Source organism: Pseudomonas persica (assembly GCF_900291015.1).
In the GTDB taxonomy this organism is placed as follows: domain Bacteria; phylum Pseudomonadota; class Gammaproteobacteria; order Pseudomonadales; family Pseudomonadaceae; genus Aquipseudomonas.
Genome location: NZ_OLKL01000390.1, coordinates 1 through 234, shown reverse-complemented (window position 1 = coordinate 234; position 234 = coordinate 1). Strand labels below are relative to the sequence as shown.

Annotated in this window: 1 protein-coding gene; it reads left to right on the top strand. The window is 54.7% G+C overall.

Going from position 1 to position 234, the window contains the following annotated elements; translation table 11 throughout:
* Positions 1 to 48: 48 nt before the first annotated feature.
* Positions 49 to 234, top strand: a 186-nt coding sequence (locus FQ664_RS27650; RefSeq protein ID WP_474707164.1) for a hypothetical protein, incomplete at its 3' end; no start/stop codon positions are given.

Sequence of the window (234 nt, the reverse complement as noted above, 5' to 3'; positions counted from 1 at the left end):
GGCTGGAAGCGATCGCCTAAAAAAGAAGATGAGGTGACCTGAATAAAGATGGAAGCGCTAATTATAGAGCTGGTTGAAACCGACGGCCCCTCCGGAGAGGAGACGGCCGTAAGAGAACTGATCGAGAAGAGAATTGCCGGGAGCGTCGACCGCACCTTTACCGATAGTATGGGCAATCTCTTTGCCCTGCGGGAAGGGCCGGCCCCCCTGCTGCTCTTTTCAGCACATATGGAC